The sequence below is a fragment of the Tardiphaga sp. 20_F10_N6_6 genome, from assembly GCF_052076045.1.
Lineage (GTDB): Bacteria > Pseudomonadota > Alphaproteobacteria > Rhizobiales > Xanthobacteraceae > Tardiphaga > Tardiphaga robiniae.
Map to the genome: position 1 here is coordinate 6,400,737 of NZ_CP197239.1, position 24,733 is coordinate 6,425,469.

At 61.7% G+C, this 24,733-nt stretch carries 21 protein-coding genes; 8 read left to right on the plus strand and 13 right to left on the minus strand.

Translation table 11 applies throughout. The features are described 5' to 3' along the window. Positions 1-13: 13 nt before the first annotated feature. The gene (locus tag AB7813_RS30510; protein WP_441228940.1) at positions 14-2,959 is read left to right on the plus strand and encodes a glycosyltransferase; all 2,946 of its coding nucleotides are present in this window, start codon (positions 14-16) and stop codon (positions 2,957-2,959) included. Here the strand turns inward: AB7813_RS30510 and AB7813_RS30515 are convergent. Then, on the minus strand, positions 2,956-4,353 hold the full coding sequence (locus tag AB7813_RS30515; RefSeq protein WP_441228941.1) for a hypothetical protein: 1,398 nt from the start codon (positions 4,351-4,353) through the stop codon (positions 2,956-2,958). The two genes, AB7813_RS30510 and AB7813_RS30515, sit on opposite strands and share 4 nt — an antisense overlap. Positions 4,354-4,555: 202 nt before the next feature. Here AB7813_RS30515 and AB7813_RS30520 point away from each other — a divergent pair, with 202 nt between their 5' ends. The 5 genes from AB7813_RS30520 (at position 4,556) to AB7813_RS30540 (ending at position 10,471) form a co-directional block, all read left to right on the plus strand. Beyond that, positions 4,556-6,019: a glycosyltransferase gene (locus tag AB7813_RS30520; protein ID WP_439066319.1), complete on the plus strand. Its 1,464-nt coding sequence runs from the start codon at positions 4,556-4,558 to the stop codon at positions 6,017-6,019. Beyond that, a complete protein-coding gene (locus AB7813_RS30525; protein WP_439066320.1) occupies positions 6,019-6,789 on the plus strand; it encodes a class I SAM-dependent methyltransferase in 771 nt (256 codons plus the stop codon). Before AB7813_RS30520 ends, AB7813_RS30525 begins: the two co-directional genes overlap by 1 nt. Continuing rightward, positions 6,786-7,589, plus strand: a complete 804-nt coding sequence (locus AB7813_RS30530; RefSeq protein WP_439066321.1) for an FkbM family methyltransferase — start codon at positions 6,786-6,788, stop codon at positions 7,587-7,589. Before AB7813_RS30525 ends, AB7813_RS30530 begins: the two co-directional genes overlap by 4 nt. Positions 7,590-7,802: 213 nt before the next feature. Then, positions 7,803-9,170, plus strand: a complete 1,368-nt coding sequence (locus tag AB7813_RS30535; protein WP_441228942.1) for a DUF2142 domain-containing protein — start codon at positions 7,803-7,805, stop codon at positions 9,168-9,170. 194 nt (positions 9,171-9,364) lie between these two features. Then, positions 9,365-10,471, plus strand: coding sequence for an AGE family epimerase/isomerase (locus tag AB7813_RS30540; RefSeq protein WP_439066613.1), 1,107 nt, complete (start codon positions 9,365-9,367; stop codon positions 10,469-10,471). A gap of 13 nt (positions 10,472-10,484) precedes the next feature. Here AB7813_RS30540 and AB7813_RS30545 read toward each other — a convergent pair whose 3' ends face one another. Next, on the minus strand, positions 10,485-10,937 hold the full coding sequence (locus tag AB7813_RS30545) for a GtrA family protein (protein ID WP_441228943.1): 453 nt from the start codon (positions 10,935-10,937) through the stop codon (positions 10,485-10,487). 91 nt (positions 10,938-11,028) lie between these two features. Next, entirely contained in the window at positions 11,029-12,258 is a 1,230-nt protein-coding gene (locus AB7813_RS30550) for a phenylacetate--CoA ligase family protein (RefSeq protein ID WP_441228944.1), read from the minus strand. 73 nt (positions 12,259-12,331) lie between these two features. Between AB7813_RS30550 and AB7813_RS30555 the strand changes: the two genes are divergently transcribed. Further along, positions 12,332-12,958 (plus strand): VTT domain-containing protein, encoded by a 627-nt coding sequence (locus AB7813_RS30555; protein WP_441228945.1) that lies wholly within the window; start codon positions 12,332-12,334, stop codon positions 12,956-12,958. Here AB7813_RS30555 and AB7813_RS30560 read toward each other — a convergent pair. The 6 genes from AB7813_RS30560 to AB7813_RS30585 all read right to left on the minus strand — a co-directional run bounded on the left by AB7813_RS30560 (position 12,955) and on the right by AB7813_RS30585 (position 20,072). After that, a complete protein-coding gene (locus AB7813_RS30560) occupies positions 12,955-13,794 on the minus strand; it encodes an ABC transporter ATP-binding protein (RefSeq protein WP_441228946.1) in 840 nt (279 codons plus the stop codon). The genes AB7813_RS30555 and AB7813_RS30560 overlap by 4 nt on opposite strands. A 220-nt stretch (positions 13,795-14,014) precedes the next feature. Continuing rightward, the gene (locus AB7813_RS30565; protein WP_120291147.1) at positions 14,015-15,295 is read right to left on the minus strand and encodes an ABC transporter substrate-binding protein; all 1,281 of its coding nucleotides are present in this window, start codon (positions 15,293-15,295) and stop codon (positions 14,015-14,017) included. Positions 15,296-15,355: 60 nt separating this feature from the next. After that, positions 15,356-16,429: a branched-chain amino acid ABC transporter permease gene (locus AB7813_RS30570; RefSeq protein WP_120290609.1), complete on the minus strand. Its 1,074-nt coding sequence runs from the start codon at positions 16,427-16,429 to the stop codon at positions 15,356-15,358. A 3-nt stretch (positions 16,430-16,432) separates the two neighbouring features. Beyond that, positions 16,433-17,326, minus strand: coding sequence for a branched-chain amino acid ABC transporter permease (locus AB7813_RS30575; RefSeq protein WP_120290611.1), 894 nt, complete (start codon positions 17,324-17,326; stop codon positions 16,433-16,435). After that, on the minus strand, positions 17,323-19,254 hold the full coding sequence (locus AB7813_RS30580) for a long-chain fatty acid--CoA ligase (protein ID WP_120290613.1): 1,932 nt from the start codon (positions 19,252-19,254) through the stop codon (positions 17,323-17,325). Before AB7813_RS30580 ends, AB7813_RS30575 begins: the two co-directional genes overlap by 4 nt. After that, positions 19,251-20,072 (minus strand): ABC transporter ATP-binding protein, encoded by an 822-nt coding sequence (locus AB7813_RS30585; protein WP_120290615.1) that lies wholly within the window; start codon positions 20,070-20,072, stop codon positions 19,251-19,253. The genes AB7813_RS30580 and AB7813_RS30585 overlap by 4 nt, the downstream gene beginning before the upstream one ends. Before the next feature lie 228 nt (positions 20,073-20,300). Between AB7813_RS30585 and AB7813_RS30590 the strand changes: the two genes are divergently transcribed. Beyond that, positions 20,301-20,975, plus strand: coding sequence for a Crp/Fnr family transcriptional regulator (locus AB7813_RS30590; protein ID WP_093760121.1), 675 nt, complete (start codon positions 20,301-20,303; stop codon positions 20,973-20,975). Positions 20,976-20,982: 7 nt separating this feature from the next. Here the strand turns inward: AB7813_RS30590 and AB7813_RS30595 are convergent, their stop codons facing one another. The 4 genes from AB7813_RS30595 to AB7813_RS30610 are packed head-to-tail and all read right to left on the minus strand — an operon-like array spanning position 20,983 to position 24,681. Next, entirely contained in the window at positions 20,983-21,678 is a 696-nt protein-coding gene (locus tag AB7813_RS30595; protein WP_089268120.1) for an ABC transporter ATP-binding protein, read from the minus strand. After that, positions 21,678-22,427, minus strand: a complete 750-nt coding sequence (locus tag AB7813_RS30600; RefSeq protein ID WP_441228947.1) for an ABC transporter ATP-binding protein — start codon at positions 22,425-22,427, stop codon at positions 21,678-21,680. The genes AB7813_RS30595 and AB7813_RS30600 overlap by 1 nt, the downstream gene beginning before the upstream one ends. After that, on the minus strand, positions 22,424-23,737 hold the full coding sequence (locus AB7813_RS30605; protein ID WP_441228948.1) for a branched-chain amino acid ABC transporter permease: 1,314 nt from the start codon (positions 23,735-23,737) through the stop codon (positions 22,424-22,426). Before AB7813_RS30605 ends, AB7813_RS30600 begins: the two co-directional genes overlap by 4 nt. After that, positions 23,734-24,681, minus strand: coding sequence for a branched-chain amino acid ABC transporter permease (locus tag AB7813_RS30610; protein WP_068738207.1), 948 nt, complete (start codon positions 24,679-24,681; stop codon positions 23,734-23,736). The genes AB7813_RS30605 and AB7813_RS30610 overlap by 4 nt, the downstream gene beginning before the upstream one ends. Positions 24,682-24,733 lie beyond the last annotated feature (52 nt).

The following is a 24,733-nucleotide window of genomic DNA, read 5'->3' on the forward strand; positions in this document are numbered from 1 at the left end:
GCACGGGTACTTCATGCGAGCGCAGCAAGTCAAATCCGGATCGGACGACAGGGTCGCTCGTTATCGCGTGCGGTGGTCCGATCAATCGGCCATGTGGAGCAGTTATCCCAGCGCTCCCCTGATGGGTTCCGCTTTGCTTTGGGTGCAAGTTAGACGTGGTCAGGAATTTTCGTTCGACCTCATCGCGCCTGCAGCAGAAATTGACGGCATTTCGCTCGAATGCTCCATAGTCGGCCGCGTTGGTGCAACAATCTGGGGCGAATTGATCGATACCCGGGGGCATGTCCTGGCACGGGGACAGATTGATCCCGCCGGTGTCAAAGCGGCGAACGGACATCCGGTGCTGATCGACGGTATCGGACTTCGGCTCGAAGCAGGTCAAAAATATCACATCCGACTATCGTCGGAGAACGGTGATGATATTGATTGCCTGCGGGTGCGCGCGTTCAGGGCACCTCCCGGTAAGCAGGAACTCAACAGGGAATTTCTCGGCTTTTCAAATCGACGCAGCTTCGCGTATCGCGCCTTGCCCCGCCAGATCGATATCGTCGCTCTGTTCGATGGCTCGGGATCGCTCGGCTTCGTGGTTGCAACGCTCGAGAAGCGCTGGCCTGGACAAAAGATCAAACTCTTGCACGTAGCCGATTACGTCAAGCAGTGGTCGACACTGGCTGACGCGAGTGTCGTCATTTTCATGGACGTCTACACGCTCGGCAACGGCGCCGCCGATTTCGATGCGCTGTGCTTCGAACTGCACCGCCGGGGGGGCGTAACGGTCTTTCATCAGTCACGTGCATATCCCGATCGTTCGGGCACCTCTGCGGTATCCTATGGCGGTCGGCTTGCGCAGGACGATGCATGGCGCAAGGCGCAGCGCCGCCGATGCCACTTCGCATTGCTGGATGCGCCATCGTCATTGATGCCGCCGTCCTTGATCCGGTCACTCGACGATGCGTCGTGGACGCTGGCCGGCGACGAGGGCAATGCGCATGTCGATGCCGACCTGCTCTGCAGAATGCGCCAGGACGTTCAGGGCAAAAGGCTGCCGAGGGTGACGATCTTTGCCTCCTTGAGCCGCGAGCCGGCGATTGCCGACGGATTCCTCGATCATGTCGTGCGCCAGAGCTATCCAGGTCCGATGGTCCTAGGGCTCGTGACCGAATATCCCGCGGGCGGATCGCTCTCGATTGTTCGCGGATACGCCGCTGCCGTCGCCGCATCGGGCGACGCCGCACGAGAGGTTCGCCTGTTCGCGGACAGGGACACGTTTCGCAGTTACGTCTCGGGGGGCGCGGGCGAGGAGAACTCGCGCGAGACGGATCTCTATCTCTTGGTTGACGGCGAGGCCCTGATGAGCCGCGACTTCATCGCTGCGCATGTTTTTGAACACTGGTTCGCGGATGTCGCCGCCGTCGTTGGTGCAGATCCGGTCGATGCGAGCGGCTCTCGTCCCGAAGGCATGCTGAGCGATCTGGAGGGGCGGCTCGCGGATGCCGATCGAAATGCGCGACTGAGGGATCCGGTCCAGGCCGACGGCTTTCTGAATTGCAATCGGCAGAACTTCTCTCTCAAGCGCGGTGCGATCGCTCGGTGCGCCGCCGCGTTCGAGGCCCTGATTTTTGCCGATGAGCAGAGGTGTCCCGATCGGGCGGCCATCGAACTCGGTTACCGACTTTACACCGACGGCGCCATCATTCGGTCCACGAATTTAGCGTTTGCCGTGCGCTGTGGCCATGCAGAGACCGTTGCCGAACCAGCTTCGTTGGCTGTGTCAAAGAGCGAAATTGCCCGGGCGCTTCAGGCCGAGCCGGAGTTCGCGCTAGCATCTCGTCGCTGGGCTACTACAGGTGGGGATGGGACAGATCGCGCGCTGCCTGGTGACGTGTGTGCTTCCCGGGCGCGTGCCCATCGACCGCTCCGTGTCTTGACCTATCGTTGGCATGTGCCGCACCAGTATGAACTCTACAAGCTGCCGCATGCCTTCACCTTGGCAACCAAGCTCGGCAACGGCATGGTCGATGCGTGGCAGTTCGACCAGCGCCCGCTTCGGCCGAATGTCAGGCTGCGTCCCGCCGAAACGATAGATACGCGTGACTACGACGTAGCGATCCTGCATTTCGACGAAAACGTCCTTGCACCCCACCTGACCCACGGCGTCGTATCGTCCGTATGGGGCGAGCCATTTCGTTGGCTGTTGAGCCTGCCGGACATTCCCAAGATCGCGATCTGCCACGGTACGGTGCAGTTCGTCGGCCAGTACGGCGCCGATCCAGCCCGCAAGACTGAATTCCTCATTCACGACGATGAGCGTGTCCGACTTGTCGCGATGCTCGCGGCTGCAGGTGTGAAGGTGATCTGCAATTCGCATCAGGCTGCGGGAGAATGGCAGTTTCAGAACAGCGAGGTCATCTGGCATGGTTTCGACCCGCAGGAATTCCCGCAAGGCAATCTGATGCGGGATGTTTTGGCGCTCGAACCGGATATCCACCGGCCGCATTATCGAGGAGCATGGGAGCATCGCATCGTCGAGGACCTGCTCGATCCGGGCATCAGGATCGAGACCGCTCGACATCCCGCCGCCCCGCTAGAGATGCGCGGGACGAACGCTTTTGCGGTGCGGAACTTTCGCTCCTATGTCGATCGTATCCGCAGCTTCACCTGCTATCTCAACACCACGTTACGCTCGCCGATGCCGCGCTCGCGCGGGGAGGCGATGATGACCGGCGTCATTCCGGTCTGTCTGCGCAACCACGATGTCGACCTGTTCATCGAACGGGGAGTTGATGGCTTCTACGCGGATAGCCCCGAGGAATTGGCCGATTTTACCAACCACCTGTTTCGCGACCGTACCGCTGCCGCGACCATGGCGGCTGCTGCACGTCGTAAAGCGATGGATGTGTTCAATCACGACCGCTATCTGGCGTCCTGGACGCGCGTGCTTAAAGACGTCGTCGGCTAACGCAAATTCGCGCTATGCCGTCTCTTCGTCTCGACGCACTGCGTGAGCCACGCGAACGCCGTCGCCATGGCGAAGAACGCGAGCCATAGTTGCAGCGGGATCAGTGGTTCGACGGAGCGTTCGACGCTGATGACGCATGCGGCGACGATCGAGGGGACGATTGCCATGATGGCGAGGACCCATCCAGCGCCGCCCAGCGTGAGGGCGGCGATCACCGCGCCGGCGACTGCGATCGCGCTCGTGGCGGCCGACTTGTCGAACAGGATCGCGTTCAGGACGCGCGTCATCTTCGTCCAGCCGGGCCGGTCGGCGTCTCCGAACAGCCGCTCGCGTGAAACGGTGGTCAATGCACTTGGCCCGCGCGTGCTGGCAAAATACAGAAGCCGCTTCGTTACCAGCGCAGGAAACTCCTGCCAATTGGCCCGGAGCCAGGCATCCACGACCAGTTGCAACCGTTTGTTTCGTTCATAATCCGTCGGCAGGTGGGCGACTTGGCGCCTTAGGGCCGGCAAGCCAAATTCGGTAATCACCGTGCCGTCGCTTAGGGGCAGGCTTGTATAGGTCTGCCGGCCGATCGGGCCTCCGCCGGCTTCCCACAGCAGGGATTCTGTGCCGCTTGTGCCGACGGCGACGAAGTCATGTGTGATCCGGTAATTGCGGATCAGCCAGGGCGACCATACGATCAGGATGCCGATCGCGAAAGCGAAGCCTTGCCTGAGTGCCGTCCTCGACAGGAGGCCGGCGATCCGCGGTGAGGCCATTCGGCCATCGGAGTTTGCGCATAGAACGATGGTCAGGCCCATCAGCAAGACGGCTGGAAAGAACTGCGGACGACCGAGGCCCAGCGCCAGCCCGGCGGCGCCCGCGAGCATCGCCGCTCCCCAGCCATGGGTGCGCAGGGTGCGAAGCCCCGCAGCCATCGTCAGCCAGAGCAATGCCTCGCTGACGGCCTCGGTGCCAAGTTTGTAGCTCCAGAAAATCGAGGGGCGACACAGGGCAACCACGATCAGCAATGCATAGGCATGGTACCGATTGCGGGCGAACAGTGAAATCTCGACATACAGCAACAGGATGCCGGCGAACGCGATGCCCTGCAGCAGGAACCTGAAAGCCCACTGGAAGCCCGTTTCTCCGCCGATGACGAGTGAGAGGGCTATGAGTGCCGGAGTGGTGGGGGCAAAATAAGTGGAGAGGCTAGGATTTTCTCCCCAGAAAAAATGGGTGTAGACATTCCGCGCGACGTTTACGTAGTCGAGCAAGTCGGAAAACGGAGCTTCCGATATCTGCAGCCAGTAGAGGATCCGGGTCCCCCAAAACACCACCGCGAGAGCCAATATCGTGAGAAGCTCGGGCTTTTCGAGGCGCTTCAGGGTGTTCACGGACAGGCCATTCACCGACAGGTCTTCCTCGCGACCTTGAGCGGCCTCATGGGGTTTACACGCGCGAATATACGCGCGAAGGGAACAAGGCACAATTGGGGCATGGCGGCGGCTCGGCGGTCGAAAAAGACAACCGATCGATGGTTCTCTGATCCGGTCTGTGATACGGGGGGCGAGTTAAAGCCCGCGAATGTTCTTTTTGATGTGAAATTCCGACATGACCGAAATCTCAGACTGTTCATACGTTAAGCGCGGGCAGGTGCGGCGCGAGTTGGTGCGCGAGCATGCGGATCGCGTGGCCGTGGAACGCGACGGCTGGATCGAAAAGAACCAAGCTTATTATAACGACGACCGCGAGTTCATGCGGTTCCTTATTCCTGTGGGCGCGCGGGTACTCGATCTCGGCTGTGGCACCGGCGGCTTGCTTGCCGCACTGGAACCGTCCTATGGGCTTGGTATCGATCTCAGTGACAAGATGATCGGTGTCGCACGACGCAATCATCCTGGCCTCGATTTCCGTGTCGGCAATATCGAAGACGATGCCTGCATTGAGGCGATCGAAGGTCCATTCGATTTCATCATCCTGTCGGACACGATCGGCTTGCTCGATGACATCGAAATCGCGTTGTCGCGCCTGCATCGTCTGTGCACCCGCGATACGCGTATCGTCATCTCCTACTTTTCGCAGATCTGGGGGCCGGCCCTCAGACTGGCGACCAAGCTCGGGTTGCGCATGCCGCAACCGGAGACCAACTTCATCTCGCATATCGATTTCGAGAACATTCTCGATCTGGCGGAGTTCGAGCCGATAAGGCGCGACGCGCGCCAGTTGCTGCCGCGGCGCGTCTTCGGGCTCGGGACTTTGGTGAACAAGTACATCGCGCCGCTGCCGCTCGTCGATCGGATGTGCCTTCGCACCTATGTGGTGGTGCGGTCACGCCGTGTCATGGTTCCGGAAGAACTGTCGACGACAGTGCTCGTGCCGTGCCGAAACGAACGCGGCAATATCGAGAATGCCGTCCGTCGGCTGCCGAAATTCGGCAAGCATATCGAGATCCTGTTCGTGGAAGGCAATTCCAGCGACGGAACCTACGAAGAATGCGAACGCGTGCGCGACGCCTATGCCTCGGAGTATGACATCAAGGTCTTCAAGCAGCCGGGCAAGGGCAAGGGAGATGCCGTTCGCAAGGGCTTCGACGAAGCGACAGGCGACATCCTGATGATACTCGATGCCGATCTCACGGTGCCGCCCGAGACGCTGCCGAAGTTCTATGCGGCCATCGCGTCCGGCAAGGGCGAGTTCGTCAATGGCACGCGACTCGTCTATCCGATGGAAGGCGAGGCCATGCGTCCGCTCAACTTCATCGCCAATCGTTTCTTTGCTGCGGCATTCAGCTATCTGGTGAACCAACGCTTCACCGACACGCTGTGCGGCACCAAGGTGCTCAAGCGCAGCGCCTATATGAGGATTGCCGCAAATCGTAGCTACTTCGGCGACTTCGATCCGTTCGGAGATTTCGATTTGATCCTGGGCGCCTCGAAGCAGAACCTGCGGATCATCGAGATTCCGATCCACTATGCAGCCCGTACCTATGGCTCGACGCAGATTTCCCGCTTCCGCGATGGATTGCTGTTGCTGCGCATGGTGATGTTCGCATTCCGGAAGCTGAAGGCGGTCTGATGAGCAGCGGGGAGCAACAATTCGATGCTCGGCCGGTCGAGTATCGTCAGATTTGGGATAAGAAACCGACGCTGCGCCGGCTTTACGCCGACTATCATCGCAGACTGCTCGCGGAATGCGGCGACGGTCCGGTTCTCGACATCGGCGGCGGAACGGCGAACATCAAGGATGTCCGCGCGGATGTCCTTTCGATCGACATCCTGCCGTTTCGGGGAATCGACGTTGCCTGCGACGCGCATCGGTTGCCTTTCCGGGATGGGCACTTTTCGGGCATCGTGATGCTGGATGTGCTCCACCATCTGGCGCGGCCGGTAGTGTTTCTGCAAGAGGCGGCGCGGGTGCTCAGGCCGGGCGGGCGACTGACGATGATCGAGCCGGGAATGTCGACGGTGGCCTATCCGTTCTATCGCTTCTTGCACGAGGAACCGGCCGAGATGGGCGCAGACCCGTTTTACGAGCCGCCACTCGATGCCGAACGCGACCCGTTCGATTCCAATCAGGCGATTCCGACCCTGTTGTTCGAGAACAGGAAGAACATAGACGAAGTCAAACGCCGGGTGCCGGAGCTCGCGCTGAAGCGGGCGGATTGGCTGAGCTTGTTCGCCTATCCGCTCAGCGGCGGATTCAAGCGCTGGTGCCTGGTCCCGGATGGCGCAGTCAATCCCATTCTCGGCCTCGAAGATGCGCTGCCGCGGCCGGTTCGTCGCTTCTTCGGGTTTCGTTTGTTCGTGACGCTGGAAAAACAGAGCGCGCAGGAGCGCCAGGCATGATCAAGCAGGCGATTCAGAAGATCGGTCTTACGACAAACGCCTTGTTGGTGCGCTCCGGTGTGATGCGTCTGCCGTTCGCACGACGCGCCTTCGTCTATGCCTATACATGGTATAAGGAGCGGATCGAGGCAGGCCCTGTCGAGGCGCTTCGAAAGTTTATACCGGGCGGAACCCTGGTGATCGATGTCGGTGCCAATATCGGCTTTTTCACCACGCGCTTTGCCGACTGGACCGGCCCGCAGGGGCATGTTGTCGCGATCGAGCCGGATCTGGAAAACTTTGGCTCGTTGGAGCAGAGGCTCCGGCAGCATGGAAGTATCGGGCGCACCACGCGCTTGAATGCGGTTGCCGCAAGCCAGCCCGGTAGCCTTTTCCTCAAGCGCAACGAAGTCCATCCGGGCGACCACAAGATCGCAACGGATGGCGAAGGCATCGAGGTGGCCGCGGTGGCGATCGACGATATCGTGGCCGAACACGCGTCGCGTGATGTCTCGATGATCAAGATCGATGTTCAGGGCGCCGAAATGGTTGTCTTGGCCGGTGCGCGAAAGGTCCTGCAGGAACGAAGCGCGGCGCTTTTCATCGAAGTCGACGAGAAGGCGTTGACGGCCTTCGGGACCTCGTCCCACGCGCTGTTCGCCCATCTCCAGTCCTTCGGCTATAGCGGCTACGAACTCGGCGAAGATGGCAGTTTGACGCCGTTCGAGACGTCAGCGCTTCGCACCCGTCTGGCGGAAGGCGGCTATGTCGACGTTCTTTTCCTCAAGCAGGACGTCGGCCGCAGGTCCCTTGCGTCTTGAGGCCCTGCGCCGTCGCCCCTGGAATTCGGGGGCTCGGCGCGGCTTGCGTCCTGCGGGCAAATGATTTCCAATCGCTGCGACGAAGCCCAGCCTTTCGCAGGTATTGATCATGCCGGTTTGCGCGCCGCTGTCTCTGATTTGTTCAGCTGAATGTCGTCAGTGGGTCTGGGTTTGATCGCTCCTCCATCTCGCCATCCATCGACAGGCGGGGCGATGAGCGAACTCGCTCGGCCGATCGACAGTCCGCGATTTCTGGCCGTGGTCTTTGCGTTCTACGCCATGGCCGCGACCGTTTTTCTCGGCTTTTGGATGCCTCCGTTCCAGAATCCTGATGAGTTGGCGCATTTTCTTCGAGCCGATCAAATCGGCCGGGGAGGCCTCGTCGGGACGCCGAGCCAGGGCACGACCGGAGGTTTCGTCGATCAGGCGGTCATCGCAGCGGCCGGGCCATTTCGGGACTTGCCGTTTCACGAGGACGTCAAGGTTACGGCCGACATGTATGCCCGGGCGAACGTGATCGGCTGGAGTGGCATGACGGAGTTCGCGAGTTATCCGGGGGTCGCGCTTTATCCGCCGGTCGGTTACTTGCCGGCCATCGCCGGGATCTGGTTGGGCAAGTCGTCCGGTCTGTCCATCGTTCACACGCTCTATCTGGCGCGTCTCCTGACCGGCATCACGACGACGCTCATCGGTGCGATCGCCATCTTGCTCGCAGCGCGTTCTGCGCTTTGGCTGTTCTGCGTCCTGTTGCTGCCGATGACGCTGTCGCAGATGAATGCTGTCACGCAAGACGGCATGATCTTCGCTATGGCGGCATTGAGCGTCGGCATGTTGGCGCCCTCGGTCGGCGGCGCGAGCGTCATCTCGACGCGGCGGGTGTGGGGCTTCGTCGCTGCCATCAGCGTCGTCGCCATGGGGCGCCCGCCTTACGCCGCGATGGCCGGACTCCTCGGGCTTGCAACCGGCGCTTCGAGAACCACGAAGGCATCGGCCATGTTGGCGGTCTGGGTCCTCGTGCTTGGCTGGGGCGTTTTCGCGGTGCTTCAGGCCGGCACGCCGAGTGCGCGGCCTGATGCTTACATTGATCCGGCTGCGCAGCTCGGATGGGTGATGGCGCATCCGCTGGCTTTCGTCAAAATTATGATCTCTACCATCGCGACCAACGCCACGGGCTATGCCGCGAGCTTTATCGGGCGATTGGGCTGGCTGGACGTTCCTTTGTCCCGTAGTTATCTCGCGGCAGCATTCGGTTGCCTCCTTTGTGGAGCTGCCGCGACGGTCAATCCGCGGCTGGATGCGAGAGGCGTCGTTGTACTCAGCACGACGCTGTCGATCCTCCTCGTTGCGTTTCTTGCGCTGTTCTTGCTGCTCTACATGACATGGAATGGTGTCGCCGCCACGATGATCGAGGGACCATCCGGGCGTTATTTCATCCCGCTCGCTTTTGCATTCATATTGGCGTTCCCGCAATTGGACCGGATCGGGTCTCTCAGAAAAACTCTGATGCTCGTCGTCGTCGCGTTTCCCGCCGTGACATTGGCTGAGCTGGTTCGTGCGGTGGTCGCACGCTATTACGTTTGAGCCTTTGACGGCTGACGCTAGCGCTGGATCACGCCGATCCAGCCATTCGCAGGCGATTGCCGCACAATGGGTATCATCTGCCATATTTAAGTTCTAGATTGATCGCGAAGAAGGGTGATCGGTGATTAGGCGAGAGCGGCTCGGATATGATCGGACAAAATCAGGCGCGGTCGTTTTCGGTGAATGGCGAGAACATGGCGCCGCACTGGAAAGACTGGATAAAACTGTCGAGCGCCCTGTGGGTGAGCCGGGGCTGGGATGACCGTGCCGGCGGCTTCATCGAACGTCTTGCTGCCGATGGCACGCCCGACACATCCGCCCCCCGCCGTGTCCGCGTGCAGGCGCGCCAGATTTATTGTTTCGCCAAGGTTGCGCAGCTTGGCTGGTATCCTGACGGCGCCGAGATTGCGCGCAAGGGTCTCGATTACATGCTTGCCAAGGCGAAGGCGCCGGATGGCAAGCCGGGCTTCGTGCATATTCTCGCGCCAGATGGCTCGGTGCTGAATCCGCTGCGCGACACCTATGACCACGCTTTCGTCCTGCTGGCATTGGCGACGGTCTATCAGCTGGATCGCGATGCAAAGGTGCGCGCCGAGATCGACGAATTGATGCAGTTCATCGATACGCAGTTGCGCTCGCCAGACGGCGGTTATCTCGAGGGCGTGCCGGCTTCGATGCCGCGTCGGCAGAATCCGCAGATGCATCTGCTGGAGGCCTTCATCGTGGGTTTTGACGCGACCCATGATCAGGCTTTCCAGGCACGTGCCGGCGATCTGTTCGGCCTGTTCACGTCGAGCCTGTTCGATGCGAAAAAGGGCGTGCTCGGCGAATATTTCGAACAGGACTGGTCGCGGATCGAGCCGGTCAGCGTCGAGCCCGGCCATCAGGCTGAATGGGTCTGGCTGCTCAAGGGCTTCGAACGCATCACCGGCTGCCCGACCGGCAAACAGCGTGCCGCGTTGCTCGAATCCGCGCTGCGCTATCGCGACGCCACTGGCTGTCTGGTCGACGAAGGCGACGCCGAGGGCAATATCGTCAAGGCGACACGCCGCTGCTGGCCGCAGACCGAGATCATCAAGGCCTTCGTCGCGCAGGCAGAGTCAGGTGTCGAGGGTGCGGCCGACGAGGCACGGGCAGCGCTGATGCGGCTGGACAAATATTATCTGCAGCATCCCGTCAAAGGCGGCTGGTACGATCAGTTCGACGGTGAGGGACGCTCGCTGGTCGATACGATCCCGGCGTCGTCCTTCTATCATATTCTATGCGCGGTCGCCGAAGCCGAACGGGTGCTCGGCGCCTGACTGCTTCTGCGATCTAGCGGATGGCTTCGTTCGGATCCGTCGGCTTGGTCCGGAACACCACGAAATGCGACATCGTGAAATTCACGATGAAGCTGACCAAAATGGCCAGAAGCTTGGCGGCATAGACCGGCATGAAGTGCGACAGCATCACGAGCGTGGTGGTGGTCGCGATCACGCCTAATACACCCGAGGCGACGAAGCTGAGATAATCCTTCCGTCGCAGCACGCGGCCGGATTCGGCGCGGAACGTGATCATGGTGTTCATCACGTAGGAACACGATACGGCCACCAGCCAGGCTATGACATTGGCGGGCACCAGCGGCAGCTTCAGCACCTGATAGGCGAGGGTGAAGATGGCGAGATCGATGAGGGTGTTGCCGAGGCCGATCACGCCGAAGCTGATGATCTTCGACACCGTGGGGCGCGACAGCCAGGTCTCGACAATTGGTGGTAAAATCAGTCTCACGGCAGCAGGCATCCTCAATCTGGGCGGCTGCATAGCAGGATCGCCCGGGGAAGTCCGGCTTTTTATGATGCGCCGCGGCAGTCCTGCGTGGTCAGTTCCCGCGCTCGTCCGCGATGATCTTGCCGTCATTGGGCAGCGATGCCGGCGCCACCAGCTCCACGGCGCCACCGAGCTTGCTGACGGCCCTGAGCGTGGCTGTGACGGCCTCCTGCAGGCCAGGCTTGTCCCGCGCCGCCGCTTCGGCTTTCAGCACCATGGCATCATTTTCACCGTCTCTGGACACTACCAGCCGTAGCCGGCCGAGTTCCGGGTGCCGCTTGCCGATTTCGGCGACCTGTTCGGGACGCACGAACATGCCCTTGACCTTGGTGGCCTGGTCGGCGCGGCCCATCCAGCCCTTGATCCGCATGTTGCTCCGGCCGCAGGCGCTGGGGCCGGGCAGGGCGGCCGTCAGGTCGCCCAGAGCCAGCCGGATCCAGGGGTGGTGGGTGTCCAGTGAGGTCACCACGATTTCGCCGACATCGCCCTCGACCACGGGTTCGCCGGTCCCGGGGGTCACGATTTCTAGGATCAGGTCCTCATTGACGATCAGGCCGTCCCGGGCGGTGCTCTCATAGGCGATGAAACCCAGATCAGCTGTGGCGAAGGCCTGATAGGCCTCGACACCGCGCGATGCGATCTCGGCCTGCAGCGAGGGTGGGAAGGCCGCGCCGGACACCATGGCGCGCTTGATGGATGACATGTCGCGCTGGGCGGCCTTGCCGGCATCGAGCAGGATCTTCAGGAAATCCGGCGTGCCGCTATAGGCTGATGGACGATAGGCTTCGATCAGTTCGAGTTGTTGTTCGGTATTACCCGGGCCGGCGGGGATCACAGCACAGCCGAGTGCCCGCGCAGCGCCGTCGAAGATGAAACCGCCGGGGGTCAGGTGATAGCTGAAAGTATTCAGCACCACGTCGCCCGCGCGGAAACCGGCGGCATAGAGCGCACGCGCGCCGCGCCAGGGATCGGCCTGTTTCGACTCCGGCTCGAAAATGGGCCCCGGCGAGGTGAACAGCCGGCCGAACGAGCCGGTCGCGCCTGACACGAAACCTCCGAAAGGTGGGATGGCCTTGTGCAGGGCCGGCAGGTCGGATTTGCGCAGCACCGGCAATTGCGCCAGCGCCGCGCGGCTGATAATGGCGGCGGGATCGATGCCCTTGAGATGCTCCGCATAAGCGGGCGCCTGCATCGCGTGGCGCAGCACGTCCGGCAGGCGCGAAAACAGATTGGCCTGGCGCTGCGACGGATCGCAATTTTCGAGTGTGTCGAAGTGGCGCATCTGGGTGTGTCCTGGTGGTTTGGCGTCGTCGCGGTTATTCCGGTAGCTTGTGGCGCCGTGCTAGTGGGAAATCATGTCGTCAGAACGCATCGTCCAATGGCTCGAAAGCTTCGGCCAGCTTGATTTTCCCGCTGCCGTCGTGCTGGCCGCATTGGTGGTTGCCTCTTCGTTTTTGCCGGTCCCACGAACATTCATCGTGTTCGGTGCCGGTGCTGCATTTGGTTTGCGCTCTCTCGTCGTCATTGTCCCAGTCGCTGCGGCTGCATCCGCTCTGGCCTTTATGTTGGCGCGCTCCATTCTGCGCGGTTGGGTAGAACGGCAGACCGAGAAACGCGCGGCCTGGCGCCTCATTGCCCAGGCCGTCGATGACGAGGGCTGGCGCATCGTCGCACTGATGCGGTTCGGCGGACCATTGCCCAATTCGGTGCAAAATTATCTGTTCGGTTTGACAAATATCGGACTGCTCCCGTTTGCCCTGGTCACTTTCGTGTTCACGCTGCCGCAGATCGTGCTTTACGTGTATCTCGGTGCGTCCGGACGGGCGTTGTTGCTCGATGATGGACCAATGCCATTCAATCGTGTGCTGATTGCCATGGCCCTGGTCATTGTGCTCATCATCCTGTTGCTGGTGTCGCGCCGCATCCGCACGATCCTTGCGCGCAAGACCGGTATCGCAACCTGCGGGCCCGTGAGCAGCTAAAGCCATCGCTTCCTGCGCTTGAAGCTCTTCATGTTCTTGAAGCTCTTGCGCTGGTCGCCGGCGCCGCCGAGATAAAATTCCTTCACGTCCTCATTGTCGCGCAATTCGTCGGCGGTGCCGTCGAGCACCACCTTGCCCTGTTCCATGATGTAACCGTGGCTGGCCACCGATAGCGCGGCGCGCGCGTTCTGCTCGACCAGCAGAATGGTAACGCCGAGATCGCGGTTGATCTTCTTGATGATGGCGAACACCTCTTTCACCAGCAGCGGCGATAGGCCCATCGACGGCTCGTCCATCAGGATCATCTTTGGCCGCGCCATCAGCGCTCGCCCGATTGCCAGCATCTGCTGCTCGCCGCCCGAAAGATAGCCGGCGAGGCCGGTGCGCTCCTTCAGGCGCGGGAAGTAGTCGTAGACCATGTCGATATCGGTGGAGACCTCGTTGTCCCTGCGCGTGAAGGCGCCGAGCCGCAGGTTTTCCAGTGACGTCATGTCGGATACGATGCGGCGGCCTTCCATCACCTGGAAGATGCCGCGGCGGACGATCTTGTCGGGATCGATGCCGTCGATGCGCGCGCCGTCGAACAGGATCTCGCCCCGCGTGACTTCGCCGTCTTCGGTTTTCAGCAGGCCGGAGATCGCCTTCAGTGTGGTCGACTTGCCAGCACCATTGGCGCCGAGCAGCGCGACAATCGCGCCCTTCGGCACCTCCATGCTCAAACCGCGCAGCACGAGGATCACGTCGTCATAGACGACCTCGATATTGCGGATGTCGAGGAGCGGGGCGATGGCGGGGGCCGCTGCCGGTCGCGTGGCGGTGTCGATGGTTGGTTGCACTGGATGAACTCCGTCTTTCTTGTCCCTCCCCCCAAGCGGCGAGGCCGCGCAGTGGGGAGGGTGGCGCGTTGAGAGCGAAGCGAACAACGTGACAGGTGGGAAGTCGCAAACTCCGACGGCGCTTGCGGAGACACCCCACCCCGGCCTATCGGCCGACCCTCCCACTGCACGGCTTCGCCGCTTGGGGGGAGGGAGGCCACTGGCGTCGTCGTCTAAGTTACTACCACCCATGCCATTCCGGCTTGCGCGGCAGTTCGACTGTCTTGACCTTCTCGAGCTTGATCGTGCCCTTGGCCATCAGGTCGTTGAGATCGCCATCGGTCGCGCCGGAGACCTTCGAGCGATACAGGTCGACCTTGGTGGTCGGGCGGTGATCCTTGTCGGTCCAGGTCGAGGGATTGCAGACGCCTTCCATGCCGGCCGGCACCCAATCCTTCTTCTGGTAGAAGCCCTTGGCGACGTTCTCGCCGGTGGCGCCGCCGTTCTTCGCGGCCCAGTCCAGCGCTTCCTTCATGTAGAGCGAGGTGCAGACCGCCGCGATGTAGTGCACCGGGCGATAGATCTTGCCCGACGGGTCGGAGATCTTGGAAATCTCCTGCACCGTCTTCATGCCCGGCGCGTTGCCGCCCCAGCTCACCGCCGTGCGCAGCGGGAAGATCACGCCGTCAGCAGCATCGCCTGCGGCCTTTGCGGCATTTTCATCCATGCCCCATACATTGCTCATGAACTGCACGTCGACACCGGCCGCCTTGCAGGCCTTCATCACCGAGATGTTCGAAGCCGCGGTGTTGCCGAGATAAGCATAGTTCGCGCCGGCACTCTTCAGACTGAGGCACTGCGCGCTGTAGTCACCGGGCGCGAGTGCGAAGACCAATGGCGGCAGGACTTCAAAGCCGAGTTCGGCAGCAAGCGCTTCACCAGCCGCTTTGGGCGCGTTGGGGTAGGGGTGGTTGGCGCCCATATGGACATATTTCGGCTTGCCCGACTTGCCCTTGGACTTCCAGTCTTCCGCGGCCCAGGTCAGTTCGGCACGCAGCGCGTCCGAATAGGACGGGCCATAGAAGAAGTTATACGGCGCCGGCTTCGCCTTGCCGCCGGCACCGGTCGGGTCCGTCAGTGCCGCCGAGTAGGAGCCCGAGATATCCGGGATTTTGTCCTGCGCCAGGAAGCCGGTGAGCGCTTCGGTATCCGCCGTGCCCCAGCCCATGATCGCCGCGACCTTGTCGGCACCCGACCACTTCTTGTACAGCGCGATCGCGCGCGGCACCTGATAGCCATAGTCGTTGCTATCGAGATTGACCTGCTTGCCGCCAACGCCGCCATTCTTGTTGATCCAGGCATAGGTATCGACCACGCCCTGGCCATAGGGCGTGCCGACGTCGGAGGTGCCGCCGGAATAATCGGCGAGGTGGCCGACGGCGATCTGCGCCTGCGCACTGGCGGACGCGCCCGCGATGAGAAGGGCAATGGATGCGGACGTTAGAAAAGATTTCATCGTCATGAGCATTCTCCCGTTGGATTTTATATTTTGTGGTCTCGTGTCGTCCGTCCCGTTCAAGCGTCAATGCGAGAACGGGTAGAGTTTCCAGTAGGTCTTGATCTGCCGCCAGCGATGCGCGAGCCCGTCAGGCTCGAACACCAGAAACGCGATGATGACGAGGCCGATGGCGATCTCGCGCAGAAAGGTCAGGTTGTTGTTGAGCGCCAGCGCTTTGTCGATGACGCCGCCCTTCAGCTCCATGCTGATCCATTCCATCGCTTCCGGCAGCAGCACGACGAAGGCCGTGCCCATCAGCGTGCCCATGATCGAGCCGGTACCGCCGATGATGACCATTGCCAGGAACAGGATCGAGCGCTCTATGCCGAAACCCTCGTTGGAGACCACGAGCTGGTTATGCGCGTACAGCGCGCCGGCGATGCCGGCGAAGAACGCCGCGAGGCCGAAGGACAACGTGCGATATTTGGTGAGATTGATGCCCATGATCTCGGCCGAGAGATAGTGATCACGCACAGCCACCAGCGCGCGGCCGTCGCGCGAGCGCATCAGGTTGGTAACCAGCAGATAGCTCGCCACCACATAGGCCAGCACCACATAGAAATACTGCCGGTCGCCGCGCAGCGTATAGTCGAAGATCGAGAACGCTTTGGCCGTCGCCGGCACCGAGCCGCCGCTGAACCAGTCGGCGCGGGAGAAGAAGTCGAGCAGAATGTATTGCGCGGCCAGCGTAGCGATAACGAGGTACAGCCCTTTCAACCGTGCCGCAGGCAGGCCGAAAATGAGTCCCACGATGGCCGTTACTACGCCGGCGATGGGAATCGAGAAAAACACCGGGATCGGATAGTTGTTGGAGATATAGGCCGAGGTGAAAGCGCCGAACAGGAAGAACGCGGCGTGGCCGATGGAAATCTGGCCGGTAAAGCCGACCAGGATGTTGAGCCCGAGCGCCGCGATGCCGTAGATGCCGATCATGATCAGCTGGCTGAGCCAGTATTCGCTGAGCAGTTGCGGCGCGAAGCAGATCAGCACCACGCCGAGGATCACCGCGTTGCGGCTGGTCTTGGTTGGGAAGATGGTGGTGTCAACCGCATAGGAACTGCGGAAATCGCCGGCCGGTATAAGGGAAGGACTGGCCATGGATTACACCCGCTCGATGTCTTTGGTGCCGAACAGGCCGTAAGGCTTGATCATCAGGATGATGATGAGCACGTAGAACGGCGCCACCTCATAGAGATTGCCCCAGTGCAGATATTCGCTGTCGATGAATTGCGCGAAGTTCTCGAGGAGCCCGATGATGATGCCGCCAACCACGGCGCCGCCGATGGAGTCGAGGCCACCGAGGATCACCGCGGGGAATACCTTGATGCCGTAGATCGACAGGCCCGATGATACGCCGTTGACGACGGCGACGACGACGCCGGCGACCGCGGAGACCATGGCCGAGATTGCCCAGGCCATCGCGAATACGGTTTTGACGGAAATGCCGAGCGATTGCGCCACCTGCTGATTGAACGCGGTGGCGCGCATCGCCAGGCCCCATTTCGACACCTTGAAGAACCACGCCATGCCGATCATCATCGCGACCGAAACTACGAGGCTCATCACATAGACGGTCTGGATCTGCAGGCTACCGATCGTCACCGACTGGCTGGTGAAGACACGCGGGAATGGCTGCGGGTTGACGCCATAGATCCATTTTAGCGCCGCCTGGAATACGGCTGATAGTGCGATCGTCACCATGATCACCGAGATGACCGGCTCGCCGACCAGCGGCCGCAGGATCACGAGCTGGATCAGGATGCCGAAGGCGAACATGAACACCAGGGTCATCGGCATGCCCAGCCAGAACGGCACCTGATATTTGGTCAGCAGCGTCCAGCACACCCAGGCGCCGATCAGCAGTAATTCGCCTTGCGCGAAATTCACGACCTGCGTCGCCTTGTAGATCAGCACGAACGACATCGCGACCACGCCATAGAGCGTGCCGACCACGAGGCCATTGACCAGAAGCTGGAGGAGGAACTGCGTGTTCATTCCGCCGCCTCCATCCGTGCGCCATCCCGCGCCATATCCACCACGACCAACCGTGTGCGGATACGCTGGGAGGTGCCGTCCTGGAAGCGGATCGTTGTGTCGACGGGGATATCCCGGGCGCCGCCATAGATGCCGTCGATGATGTCGGCGTATTTCTCGTTGATGACGCTGCGGCGGACTTTGCGGGTGCGGGTCAACTCGCCGTCGTCGGCGTCGAGCTCCTTGTAGAGCAGCAGGAACTTGGCGATGCGTTGCGCGGGCGGCAGTGTGGCATTGACCGTCTCGACTTCCTTCCGGATCATCTCGTACACCTCTGGCCGCGACGAGAGGTCGGTATAAGTCGTGAATGAGATGCGGTTCTTCTCGGCCCATTTCGAGATGATCGAGAAACGGATGCAGATCATCGCCGCGAGCGCGTCGCGGTTATCGCCCAGCACCACCGTCTCGGCGATATAGGGCGAGAATTTCAGCTTGTTCTCGATATATTGCGGGGAGAAGCGCTCGCCGCGCGCGGTCTGTGCCAGATCCTTGATGCGGTCGATGACGACGAGCTGCTTGTTATCATTGAAATAGCCGGCATCGCCGGAATGCATCCAGCCATCGCGCAGATCGGCGGCTGAGGCCTCCGGCGATTTGTAATAGCCAAGAAACATATTGGGGTGCCTGACCACGATCTCGCCGACGCCCTGCACATCGGGATCGCGGACTTCGATCTCGATGCCGCTGCCCATGGCGATACCGGTGGTGTCGGGATCGACGGCGTCTGGCGGATGCAGCGTGAAGGCGCCGAGCGTTTCGGTCTGGCCATAGAGCGTGCGCAGGGGCACGCCCATGGCGCGGAAGAATTTGAACGTATCCGGGCCCAGCGCCGCGCCGCCAGTGGCCGCCGAGCGCAGACGTGTGAAGCCGAGTCGATCGCGCAGCGCACGAAACAGCAGCGTATCGGCAACGGCGGAGCGCTTGCCTTGCGCGAGTGCGGATAGCCCGGATTTCATGCCGAGCTCATACAGGCTCTGCTTCAGCGGCGACGAATCCATCACCCGCGCGCGGACATCAGCGGCGATGCCTTCCCAGACGCGCGGTGCGAACAGCACAAAGGTCGGCGCGATTTCGCGAAAATCGTTCATCATGGTATCGGCCTGCTCGACGAAGTTGACCTTCATCCGGCTCAAGAGGCCTTTGCCGAGCGCATAGACCTGTTCCATGATCCAGGGTAGCGGCAGCACCGAGACATATTCGTCCTCCGGTCCCTTGGGATCGAATGTCAGATATACAGCGCAATGCCCGAGCACGCGGCCCGCGGCGAGCATTGCGAGCTTTGGGTTCGACGTGGTGCCTGACGTGGTGCAGAGGATCGCGACGTCCTCGCCCTTGGTCGCATCGACCAGTTGATCGTAGAGGCCCGGCTCGCGCGCCGCGCGGTCGCGGCCCATCTGGGCGAGCCTGTCGGCTTCCAGCAGACGTGGATCATCGTATTTTCGCATGCCGCGCGGATCGCTATAGACGATGTGCTTCAGCGCGGGGACACGGTCGGCGAGTGTGAGCAGCTTGTCGACCTGTTCTTCATCCTCGGCGAATACGATCTTGGCTTCGCCGTAGTTCAGCAGATAGGCGGCTTCCTCATCCAGCACGTCGCGATAGAGACCGAGGCTCATGCCACCGATGGCATGCGCGGCGATCTCGGCAGCGACCCAGTCCGGCCGGTTATCGCCGATAATGCCGATGACGTCGCCACGGGCTATACCGAGCTCGACCATGCCGAGCGTGAAATCCTTCACCCGGGCATGGTAATCGTTCCAGGTGAACTCCCGCCACAGGCCGAAATCCTTCTCGCGCAGCGCGATCTCGCTGCCATGCTCCCTGGCGTTGAGGCGCAGCAGCTTCGGATAGGTATCGGCCTGTTTGACGCGTCCGGCGTAGTCCATCATGCGGCGCTCTCCGCAGCGATGGGTGCATGGTCGGGATCGACGAGAGCTTCGTCTTCTTCACCGAGATAGGCGCGCTTGACGTGTGGATCGGCCAGCACGGCAGCGGGATCGCCCTCGGCGATCTTGCGGCCGAAATCCAGCACCATCACGCGATGCGAGATGTCCATCACGACGCCCATGTCGTGTTCGATCATCATCACCGTCATCCCGTATTCTTCGTTGAGATCGACGATATAGCGCGCCATGTCCTCCTTCTCCTCGAAGTTCATGCCGGCCATCGGCTCGTCGAGGAGGATGAGGTTCGGCTCCAGCGCCATCGCGCGGGCGAGTTCGACGCGCTTGCGCAGACCATAGGGAAGGGTGCCGGCGGTCGCCTTGCGCACGCTCTGCAAATCGAGGAAGTCGATGATCTCCTCGACCTTGCGGCGATGCTCGAGCTCTTCCTTTCGGGCGCCGGTGAGCCAGTACAGCGAGCCGGTGAGGAAGTTGTTCTTCAGGAGGTGATGGCGGCCGACCATGATGTTGTCGAGCACGCTCATATGGTGGAACAGCGCGAGGTTCTGGAAGGTGCGGCCGATGCCGAGGCCGGGGCGGGCATTCGGGTTGAGCCCGGTGATGTCCGTGCCGTGATAGAACAGCTGGCCTTCGGTAGGGCGGTAGCGACCGGAGATGCAGTTGACGATGGAGGTCTTGCCGGCGCCGTTCGGCCCGATGATCGAGAACAGCTCGCCGTCATTGACGGCGAAGCTCACATCGGTGAGCGCGCGAACGCCACCAAAGCGCAGTGACACGCCGCGCACGTCCAGAGCAACCGCCACTCAAATCCTCCCAGATACGGCGCTTGTCGCGCTCTTTATCCTCGTTCCTCGGTTGGTCCCGAGCCTACATCGCCCGACCCCGCTAAGCCATTCTACTAATGACCTTTCGCGGTGGTCTTCCCTACGTCAAATCGGTATCCTGAAATGTCTCGCGGCGGACAATCTGCCTGCCAATTTGTCGCGCGGGCGTTCTTTTGCGCCGCAACATGCGAAGTGAAGCCGGACCCTATGATTGCTGCAGATCATCTCAAGCGCATTGCGGCCTGGGCGCGGGACCTGAACGAGAAGGAGATCGAGGTCGCGCGCGCGGGCATCGTCGAGAAGTCGTTCAAGGCGAATGAATTCGTCTGTATGCGCGGTGACCAGTTCGAATACTGGACCGGCGTGGTGAGTGGTCTGGCGAAGATCGGCACCATCTCACGCAGTGGCAAGGAAGTCAGCATCACCGGCCTAACGGCGGGCGCGTGGTTCGGCGAGGGCAGCGTGCTGAAGAACGAACCGCGACGTTATGACATTGTCCCGCTACGCGACTCCAAGCTCGCATTCATGGAGCGCCCGGCATTTATGTGGCTGTTCGAGAACAGCGTCGGCTTCAACCGCTTCCTGGTCTCGCTGTTGAACGAACGGCTCGGTCAGTTCATCGCACTGACTGAATATGGCCGCAGGCTCGACGCTACAGGGCGTCTCGCGCGCTGCATTGCCTCGCTGTTCAACCCGATCCTCTATCGCGACGCGACTAGGCATCTGGATATCACCCAGGAAGAGCTCGGTGCCATCAGCGGCATTTCGCGGCAGAGGGCGAACCAGTGCCTGCAGACGCTGGAGAAGGAGGGTCTGCTGCGCCTCGAATATGGTGGCGTGACAGTGGTCGATCTAGAGAAGCTGGGCAGCTACGGCGATTAAGCGATGCTCAGACTTCCAGCCATTCCCTGCGCACGGCGTCATTGGCCTTGAGTTCGGCCGGCGTTCCCTCGAACACGATACGGCCGTGCCCCATCACATAGACCCGATGCGAGATGCGCAGCGCGATCGACAGCTTCTGCTCGACCAGCAGGATCGCGACGCCGCGGCGTGCGATCTCGGCGATGAGGTCGCCGACCTGCTGGACGATGATCGGTGCAAGGCCCTCGGTGGGCTCGTCGATCATCACGAGTTCAGGATCGCCCATCAGCGTCCGGCAGATCGTCAGCATCTGCTTCTCGCCGCCGGACAGCACGCCGGCCGCAGTGTCGGCGCGCGCGGCGAGGTTCGGAAACATGCCGAGCATGTCGTCGAGTTTCCACTTGCCGGGATGACGCGGATCCTTGATCCCCAGCATCAGGTTCTGCCGTACCGTGAGGCCCGGAAAGATGTCGCGATGCTCCGGTACATAGCCGAGGCCGAGATGCGCGATCCTGAAGCTCGGCAGGCCGGCGATATTGGCGCCCTTGAAGGTGATGGTGCCGTGTGGCGGCACTTCACCCATGATGGCCTTCACGGTGGTCGAACGCCCGACGCCGTTGCGGCCGAGCAGCGAGACTACTTCGCCGGCATCGATATGCAGATCGACGCCCTGCAGGATGTGGCTCTTGCCGTAATAGGCGTGCAGGTCCTGAACTTGGAGCATCACGCCACTTCCTCGCCGAGATAGGCTTCCTTGACCTTGGGATTGCCGCGGATTTCCTCCGGCGTCCCCGAGGCGATGATCTGGCCATAGACCAGAACCGAGATGCGGTCGGCGAGGCCGAACACCACGCTCATGTCGTGCTCGACGATCAGCAGCGTGCGGCCCTCCGTCAGCCGCCGGATCAGTGCCACGGCGCGTTCGGTCTCGGCATGGCTCATGCCGGCCGTGGGCTCGTCCAGCAGGATGACATCGGCGCCGCCGGCAATGGTGATGCCGATTTCAAGCGCGCGCTGTTCGGCATAGGTCAAGAGACCTGCGGGCACGTCGCGGCGCGATACGAGGTTGATATCCTGCAGGATCTGCGCGGTGCGGTCGCGCACCTCGGGCAGGTTGTCGACATTCTTCCAGAACGCGTAACGATGGCCGGTGGCCCACAGCACAGCGCAGCGCAGGTTTTCCCACACGCTCATCTTGGCAAAGACGTTGGTGACCTGGAAGCTGCGCGACAGTCCGCGGCGGTTGATCTGGAACGGCGGCAGGCCGGAGATCACCTGATCGCGCAGCAGGATGCTGCCGACTGATGGCTTCATATAGCCTGATATCAGATTGAACAGTGTCGACTTGCCGGCGCCGTTGGGGCCGATCAGCGCGTGGCGTTCGCCTTGGGCTACCGAGAGATTAACGTTGCGGATCACGGAGGTGATGCCGAAGGTCTTCTCGACGCCGCGCAATTCAATGGCGGTGCTCATGCGGCCACTCCCTTCTCGCGCGCGGCGGTCAGGGCACCGTCCCAACTGCCGGCGACGCGCGCCCAGGTCTTGCGCGCCATGATGAAGCCGCCGATCAGTAGCACGGCGGCAACGGCCCAGATTGCCGGGTTCGCCGCGTCGAACGGGATGCCGAACGCCTTGATGTGTGAATCCTCGCCGGGATTGACGGTGAAGTGGACGGTGGTCTCGATCGCCAGCATCAGGCCGGTGATCATCGCCAGCGTCGGTACGAAGGCGACGAGATAGCTCGGCAGCACGCGGCTGAGCGTGCCGCCTTTCAGCAGTGGACGGTGCATCATCAGTAGTCCGGTGATGCCGCCGGGCGCGAACATCACCACGGCGATGAAAATCAGACCGAAATAGAGCTGCCAGACCTGCGTGAGATCGGAGAGGCCGAGCGACAGCAGCGTGACGAAGATCGCGCCGACGATCGGGCCGATGAAGAAGCCGACGCCGCCGATATAGGTGGCGAACAGCACGGTGCCCGATTGCACGGCGCCGAGATAGGCCGAATTGGCGATCTCGAAATTGATCGCGGCTAGCGCGCCTGCTATGCCGGCAAACAGGCCAGAGAAGCAGAAGGCGATATAACGGATGATGTGCGGATCGTAGCCGACGAACTGCACGCGTTCGGGATTGTCGCGCACGGCGTTGCACATGCGCCCGAGCGGCGTGCGGGTGAGGGCATACATCGCGATGACGGCGATCAACGTCCATGCCGCGACCAGATAATAGATCTGGATCTGCGGGCCGAAGCTCCAGTCGAATAGACGAAGCACCTTTGTGCGGTTGGCGGAGACGCCAGCTTCGCCGCCGAAGAAGGTGCGCAGGATCAGCGCCGAGGATGCGACGAGTTCTGCGACGCCAAGCGAGATCATCGCAAAGGCCGTACCGGAGCGCCGCGTCGACACCCAGCCGAGCAGCATGGCGAAGATGAGGCCAGCCGCGCCGCCGACCAGCGGCACCAGCGGCAGCGGGATCGCGAACTTGTTCCTGGCGATGATGTTGATGGCGTGGATCGCGAGGAAGCCGCCGAGGCCGTAATAAACGGCATGGCCGAACGACAGCATGCCGGTCTGGCCGAGCAGGATGTTGTAGGACAGCGAGAAGATGATCGAGATGCCGATCAGGCTGAAGGTGGTCAGCGATCCGCCCGACGAGAACAGTTTCGGCAGCACCAGCAGCGCCAGCGCGGCGGCGATCCAGATGCCGTAGAACTTCAGCCGGTCGGAGGCGGCGGGGCGGGGCGGCGCGATGGTTGCCGGAATTTTGGCGGTGGCGTCGCTCATGTGTCGCGTGTTCCCAGCAGGCCCATCGGGCGGAAGATCAGGATCAGCACCAGCAGCAGATAGGGCATGATCGGCGCGATCTGGGCGACGGTGACGTTCCAGATGTCGGACAGCCAGGTCGCGGCATAGTCGGGGCTGAGCGGGCCGAAGGCGCCGGCCAGCGAGCCGTTCATCGACACAGCAAAAGTCTGCACGAGGCCGATCAGCAATGATGCGATGAAGGCACCGGGCAGCGAGCCGAGGCCACCAACGACCACGACGACGAACAGGATCGGACCCAGCAGACCGGCCATGTTGGATTGCGTGACCAGGGCCGGGCCTGCGATCACGCCAGCGACGGCCGCAAGCGCTGTGCCGACGCCGAACACCAGCATGAAGATACGCCCGACATTGTGCCCGAGATGGCCGACCATATGCGGATGGGTCAACGCCGCCTGCACGATCAGGCCGATGCGCGTGCGCTTCAGCACTACCAGCAATCCGATGAAGATCACGATGGAGACGACCAGCATGAAGATCTTGAAGGCCGGATAGTTGGTGGAAAACAGCGTGAAGGCCGGGAAGTCGAGCAGCGGCGGTACGCGGAAATCGACCGGGCTCTTGCCCCAGATAATCTGCACGATCTCCTCGATGGCGAAAGCAAGCCCGAAGGTGAACAGGAGCTCGGCGACGTGGCCGTTCTTGTGAACGTGACGCAGGCCGTAGCGTTCGACGGCGGCGCCGAGCGCGCCGGCCAGCAGCGGTGCGAGGATCAGCGCCGGCCAGAAGCCGAACCAGCGGCTGATCTGGAAGCCGAAGAATGCGCCGAGCATATAGAAACTGGCATGGGCGAAGTTCAGCACGCCAAGCATGCTGAAGATCACCGTCAGGCCAGAGGCCATCAAGAATAGCAGCATGCCGTAGAGGACGCCGTTGAGCGTGGAAATGACGATCAGTTCAAGCACGAAGTATCTGCCTCTCGGGTGAGGAGTGTGCCGGAGTGCGGCGGCGTCTTAA